The following is a 6032-nucleotide window of genomic DNA, read 5'->3' as shown; positions in this document are numbered from 1 at the left end:
GGCAACACGGGCGCTACGGGTATCGGAGTTACCGGGCCTACTGGACCTTCTGGCGGGCCTACTGGACCTCAAGGTGTTCAAGGAAACACAGGTGCCACTGGACCTCAAGGTACTCAAGGGAACACGGGCGCTACGGGGGACACTGGACCTCAAGGCTCTCAAGGGAACACGGGCGCTACTGGTGCTACCGGTACTCAAGGTGTTCAAGGGAACACAGGTGCTACGGGAGCCACTGGACCTCAAGGTGTTCAAGGGAACACGGGCGCTACGGGGGACACTGGACCTCAAGGTGCTCAAGGGAACACAGGTGCTACGGGAGCCACTGGACCTCAAGGTGCTCAAGGGAACACGGGTGCTACTGGACCTCAAGGTGCCCAAGGGAACACGGGCGCTACCGGACCTCAAGGCACTCAAGGCAACACGGGCGCTACCGGACCTCAAGGCACTCAAGGCAACACGGGTGCTACTGGACCTCAAGGTGCCCAAGGGAACACGGGCGCTACCGGACCTCAAGGTGTTCAAGGCAACACGGGTGCTACTGGACCTCAAGGTGCCCAAGGGAACACAGGCGCTACCGGACCTCAAGGTGCTCAAGGGAACACGGGCGCTACCGGACCTCAAGGTGTTCAAGGCAACACGGGTGCTACTGGACCTCAAGGTAATACGGGACCAACTGGTGCTACTGGCATTGGCGTTACAGGTCCAACTGGGCCTACTGGAACTGGCTTCCCTGTAGCGACAATTGTTGTAACAAACAACATTCAACAAACAGTACTTCAATTTAATAACTTTATTTTTAGTACCGCAATTAACGTAAACAATATTATCTTCAACGGCATAGATTCAGTTTCTGTTATTAACGCTGGTATTTATGTAATTAGCGTATCCATCTCCACAACTGCACCAGGTTGTGCTCCTCTTGGAGTTGGAATTTCAATAAATGGAGCAGTCGCAACTGACAACTTCTCTTCAAATCTAATAGGCGACTCACTTTCATTTACTACAATCGAAACATTAGCAGCTGGTGCACGTATTTCTGTCAAATCTACCCTAAACGAAATTACAATTCCTGACACAGGCAACACTAACATCCGTCTTACTGTATTTAGAATCGCTTAAATTTCACTATTTATTATTTATGACAAATAAAAAAAGAGCGAGAAACTCGCTCTTTTTTTGTTATGTACAATAATTCATTACTACTCTAATTCAATTGAAACATTTTTTTGAGGTACAAATGTAGAAATTGCATGTTTATAAATAAGCTGTTGCTTACCTTCTGTTTCCAGTAGGACTGTAAAATTATCAAATCCTTTAATTAATCCACGAAGCTGGAAACCGTTTAATAAGTACAGCGTAACAAACGTATTCTCTTTACGGAGTTGATTTAAAAACTGATCTTGAATATTGATTGATTGCTTCATGTCGAATCCTCCTCTTTTTCTCTACTTACTATTATTCGACTTTAATTGTAACTTTCCTTCTATGTATCGTAAAATTTCCGACGTTTTTTCACCATCTGTAACATCAAACCACGTGACATCCATTTTATTACGGAACCACGTTAATTGACGCTTTGCATAACGGCGTGAATTCGTCTTTAATTGTGATACCGCTTCTTCTAAAGAGACACGATTCTCAAAATAATCATAGATTTCTTTATACCCAATCGCTTGAATAGATTGACAATCTCTTACCCCTCTATTATACAGCCCTTCTACTTCCTCTAATAGGCCTTGTTCCATCATCAAATCAACTCGTAAGTTAATGCGATCGTATAGCATTACTCGATCCATTGTCAAGCCAATTAATGACACATCATATAGTAACTCTTTTTCTTGTTTCTCAATTTGGTCACTCATCTTTTCGCCCGTCGTGTGGAAAATTTCTAACGCCCGAATGACGCGTCGCACATTATTTGCATGAATACGCTCTGCACTTTCTGGATCTACTTCTTGCAATTTTTCATGTACATATTCCACACCACGTTCTAAAGCTAACTTTTCCATTTGTTCTCGGTATATCACATCACCAGCATCATCTGTAAACTGATAATCGAATAAAACAGATTGTATATAAAGACCAGTTCCACCAACTATAATTGGTAATTTACCCCGCTCTGTAATCTCTCGAATATGCTTACGAACACGTTTTTGAAATTCAGCGACGGAAAATGAATCTTCCGGATCTTTTATATCGACCATATAGTGTGGAATTCCATCCATCTCTTCTTTTGTCACCTTTGCAGTTCCAATATCCATCGTGCGATAAATTTGCATGGAATCACCACTAATAATTTCACCGTTCAACGCTTTTGCAAGATCGATACTTAACTTCGTCTTCCCAACAGCAGTTGGCCCAATGATGACAGCAACTTTTTCACGTTGCATTTCTCCCATATCATTCAACTCTCTTTATGTAATATACTCCATCTATTGATTATATCCAATCTTAACAATTTTAACGGTACGATTGCAAGTTCTTTCATGTCGGTACATGAAATTTCATATTAAAAAAAGAACATAGTTTGTCCAATTCTGCATATACATGATAAAAAAATAGCTTTGAGAGGATGAGTTGACTATGAAACAATCCACCATCAATTTTTCATCTTTAACAAAAGACCTCATTTTTGCAACTGCTACAAAGGAACACAATTGTTCACAAGAGGAATTATACTTCGCTTTAAATTGTTTGCTACGTTCTTTTCATTCTACACTCCAAGAAACAACGTTACACCCAGAAAATAAAAATACAGAGTATATGCAAACTCAATTTTGCAGTGCATATAAAATTATTACAGGCAAAACTATTTATCCCTTTCAATAATCCATAAAAGGCGGTTGCTTCCATATTTTCAAGCAACCGCCTTTTATGTTAATACGTATACACTACTCTATAACTTTCACTTTTACAGACTTACGTCCCCAGCTATTAGCACTACCATCTGAACCTACTAATACATCAATACGATTTCCTTTAATCGCACCACCAGTATCTCCAGCAATTGCTTCTCCATATCCTTCTACCCATACTTTCGATCCAAGTGGAATTACTTTCGGATCAACAGCAATTACTTTCATGTTTGGGTTTGCTGTTAAATCATGCCCCATTGCAGTTAGTACACGACCACCATATGAACCATTCTCACTTGGATCTGCTGTATACGCTGTCGCTTCTACAGTTATTTCACGACCACCGGCAGGCGCACTAGTTTCAGTAGATTTCGCAACTGGTTTCGCAGCTGGCTTTGCTTTTGCTACAGGTTTACTCGATTCTACACTCTTAACAGATTCTTTACTCTTAACTGCTGTATTATTTTTAACCGGTGTTTTCACTCTAGCCGGTTCTTCTTGAGCTACGACTACTTTCTTTTCAATCACAGGTGCCGTTCCTGTTAAAAATGGCACGTGAACATATCCGACTTTTCCATTGTAGTCGAATTGTAACCATTCATTTTGAACTTGATTTGTCGTTTCAATTACATCATCTTTATTAAGTTTGCCAAGAATTTCAGAGTCAGTATTCGCTCCAGCACGAACATTTAATACGCTCGCCGTTACATAATACGTACTTTTCGTAAATTCAGTACTTACAAACGCTTCTTTACCATCTAATTTAATTTTTGTCCAGCCATTTTCTGTATTTATCACATCTAATTTATTTCCACTTAACATTTTACCTACAAGCTTTGACTCTACAGTTGGGTTTTCTCTAACATTTAATACATCTGTTGTTACAATCGTTTCTGCTTTCGCAGAACCTGCAAAAATCCCAAGACCAAAAACTGCTGCTGTTGCTATACCTAATAATTTTTTCATGAATAGCCTCCATTTGCTTTGTTTTCGTATTTTTATTATAGCAACAGATTTTTTCGTTTTTTAGAAATCACACAATTACAAAGCACTCGTAATATACGATTAATGAGTTGTAACATAAATTTCCATATTATTGGAGTGCATTTCCAATAGAATCTCCAATAGTTTTCATATATTTTCCACATACAAGCACTAGATTTTTTTTCCAAAAAAAATTACAGTATTACTTTTTTGTTACAAAAAATTCACATTTCATTACATCTTTTACCAAAAGACATCACTCTCCAATTATTAACCTACTTTTTTGTAATAAAAAAGAGCAGCTAATAGCAGCTACTCCTTTTTCATTCGTTATTTAACTTTCTTTTTCCAAATCCCCATCATAAGAGCCGAAACAACTGTCCCAATTAATATAGAAAAAATATATAGCAACGGTTTATTTACTAATGCAATAACAAACAACCCACCATGTGGTGCCGGTAATGTAATTTGGAATAACATAGATAACGCACCTGCAATACTTGAACCAACAACACAACTTACAATTACTCGAACCGGATCTGCAGCTGCAAATGGAATCGCACCTTCTGTAATAAACGACGCTCCCATAATATAATTTGTTAAACCTGATTTACGTTCTGCTTCAGTAAACTTCGATTTAAAGAATGTAGTTGCGAATGCAATCGCAAGCGGTGGTACCATACCACCAGCCATAACTGCTGAATGCACACCAAAGTTCCCTGCTGAAATTGCAGCGATACCAAATGTAAATGCTGCTTTATTAATTGGGCCACCCATATCGATTGCCATCATACCACCTAAAATTAAACCTAATAGTATAGCATTTGTGCCACCTAAACTATTTAACCAACTCGTTAACATTTCATTTAATGCAACTACAGGTGGATTAACTACTTTTAACATGATAACACCTGTAATTAATAACCCCAATACCGGATAAAGTAAGACCGGTTTAATTCCTTCTAACTGCGCCGGTAAACTTGAAAATAACTTTTTCAAACCAACAACAACATATCCCGCTAAGAAACCAGCAATTAATCCGCCTAAAAATCCAGCATTCGCTTGTGCTGCTAAAAATCCACCAACAACACCAGGCATAAAACCAGGTCGATCAGCAATAGAACTTGCAATAAATCCAGCTAGAATTGGTACAAGGAATAAGAATGCTCCTTTTTCTCCACCGCCAATAGCTATTAATATTTCAGCAATAGGGCCTTCCGCCTTAATTCCCCCGAACATAAATGCTAACGCAATTAAAATTCCACCACCAACAACGAACGGAAGCATATTACTTACACCGCTCATTAAATGCTTATAAATTCCTAATCCTTTTTCTTTCTCTGTACTTTCTGCCTCCCCATCCTCTTTTACCCCTTTAAAGATTGGTGCATCTTGTTTTACAGCACGATTAAGAAGGATTTCCGTTTTTCTAATCCCATCAGCGACTGGCACTTGAATGACATGTTTTCCAGCAAAACGGTTCATTTCTACTTGTTTATCTGCCGCAACAATAATCGCTGTTGCACGCTCAATATCCTCTTTCGTTAAACCGTTCTTTACACCCGTTGATCCGTTCGTTTCAACTTTAATCGCAATCCCTAACTCTGCTGCTTTTGCTTTTAAACTATCAGCAGCCATATATGTGTGAGCGATACCAGTCGGACAAGCTGTAACAGCTAATACATATGGTTCATTTCCTTCTGGCTTTGCAACTTCAACTTCTTCTTCTTTTTCATTCTCTTTTTCATCAAATAAACGAAGAAGTTCATCTTCATCCTTCGCTTCTAATAATTGCTTACGAAACCCTTCATCCATTAATAATGTAGATAAGCGAGACAGTGTTTCTAAATGAGTATTATTCGCCCCTTCACTCGCAGCGATCATAAAGAATAAATGTGCAGGTTGTCCATCAAGCGATTCATAGTTGATACCGCTTACACTTCTACCAAAACAAATCGCTGGTTGCTTAACAGCTTTTGTCTTCGCATGAGGTATAGCAATCCCTTCCCCAATTCCAGTTGTACTTTGTGACTCTCGCTTTAAAATAGCTTCTTTAAATTCAGCTTTACTATTTAAACGATTTGCTACGTTTAATTTCTCAACTAATTCATCTATGACAGCTTCTTTATTTGAAGCTGTCATATTCATAATGACTGTATCTCTTTTTAATAGTTCTGTAATTTTCATATGCTA

General features: G+C 38.9%; 6 protein-coding genes. 2 read left to right on the top strand and 4 right to left on the bottom strand.

Features of this window, described 5'->3' with window-relative positions; all coding sequences use genetic code 11:
* Positions 1-1119 (top strand): Gly-Xaa-Xaa repeat protein (locus COC96_RS19380; protein ID WP_142340017.1); only part of this gene is annotated, 1119 nt, incomplete at its 5' end.
* Positions 1120-1199: 80 nt separating this feature from the next.
* On the opposite strand, the gene hfq is transcribed toward COC96_RS19380, so the two are convergent.
* The gene (hfq, locus tag COC96_RS19375; RefSeq protein WP_000813896.1) at positions 1200-1424 is read right to left on the bottom strand and encodes an RNA chaperone Hfq; all 225 of its coding nucleotides are present in this window, start codon (positions 1422-1424) and stop codon (positions 1200-1202) included.
* Positions 1425-1445: 21 nt separating this feature from the next.
* Positions 1446-2399: a tRNA (adenosine(37)-N6)-dimethylallyltransferase MiaA gene (miaA, locus tag COC96_RS19370; protein ID WP_098769162.1), complete on the bottom strand. Its 954-nt coding sequence runs from the start codon at positions 2397-2399 to the stop codon at positions 1446-1448.
* Between the two features lie 184 nt (positions 2400-2583).
* On the opposite strand from miaA, the gene COC96_RS19365 reads away from it, so the two are divergent.
* Positions 2584-2829, top strand: coding sequence for a hypothetical protein (locus tag COC96_RS19365; protein ID WP_098267790.1), 246 nt, complete (start codon positions 2584-2586; stop codon positions 2827-2829).
* A gap of 62 nt (positions 2830-2891) precedes the next feature.
* Here the strand turns inward: COC96_RS19365 and entD are convergent, their stop codons facing one another.
* Positions 2892-3821 carry a cell wall-binding protein EntD gene (gene entD / locus COC96_RS19360; RefSeq protein ID WP_098267791.1) on the bottom strand — a complete coding sequence of 310 codons (930 nt, stop codon included), beginning with the start codon at positions 3819-3821 and terminating at the stop codon, positions 2892-2894.
* A 348-nt stretch (positions 3822-4169) separates the two neighbouring features.
* A complete protein-coding gene (locus COC96_RS19350; RefSeq protein WP_098267792.1) occupies positions 4170-6026 on the bottom strand; it encodes a PTS fructose transporter subunit IIABC in 1857 nt (618 codons plus the stop codon).
* Between the last annotated feature and the right edge of the window lie 6 nt (positions 6027-6032).

It is taken from the genome of Bacillus cereus, from assembly GCF_002577405.1.
Classification (GTDB): domain Bacteria; phylum Bacillota; class Bacilli; order Bacillales; family Bacillaceae_G; genus Bacillus_A; species Bacillus_A cereus_AU.
The sequence above is the reverse complement of the archived record's forward strand: the minus strand, read 5'-3'. Positions and strand labels throughout refer to the sequence as shown.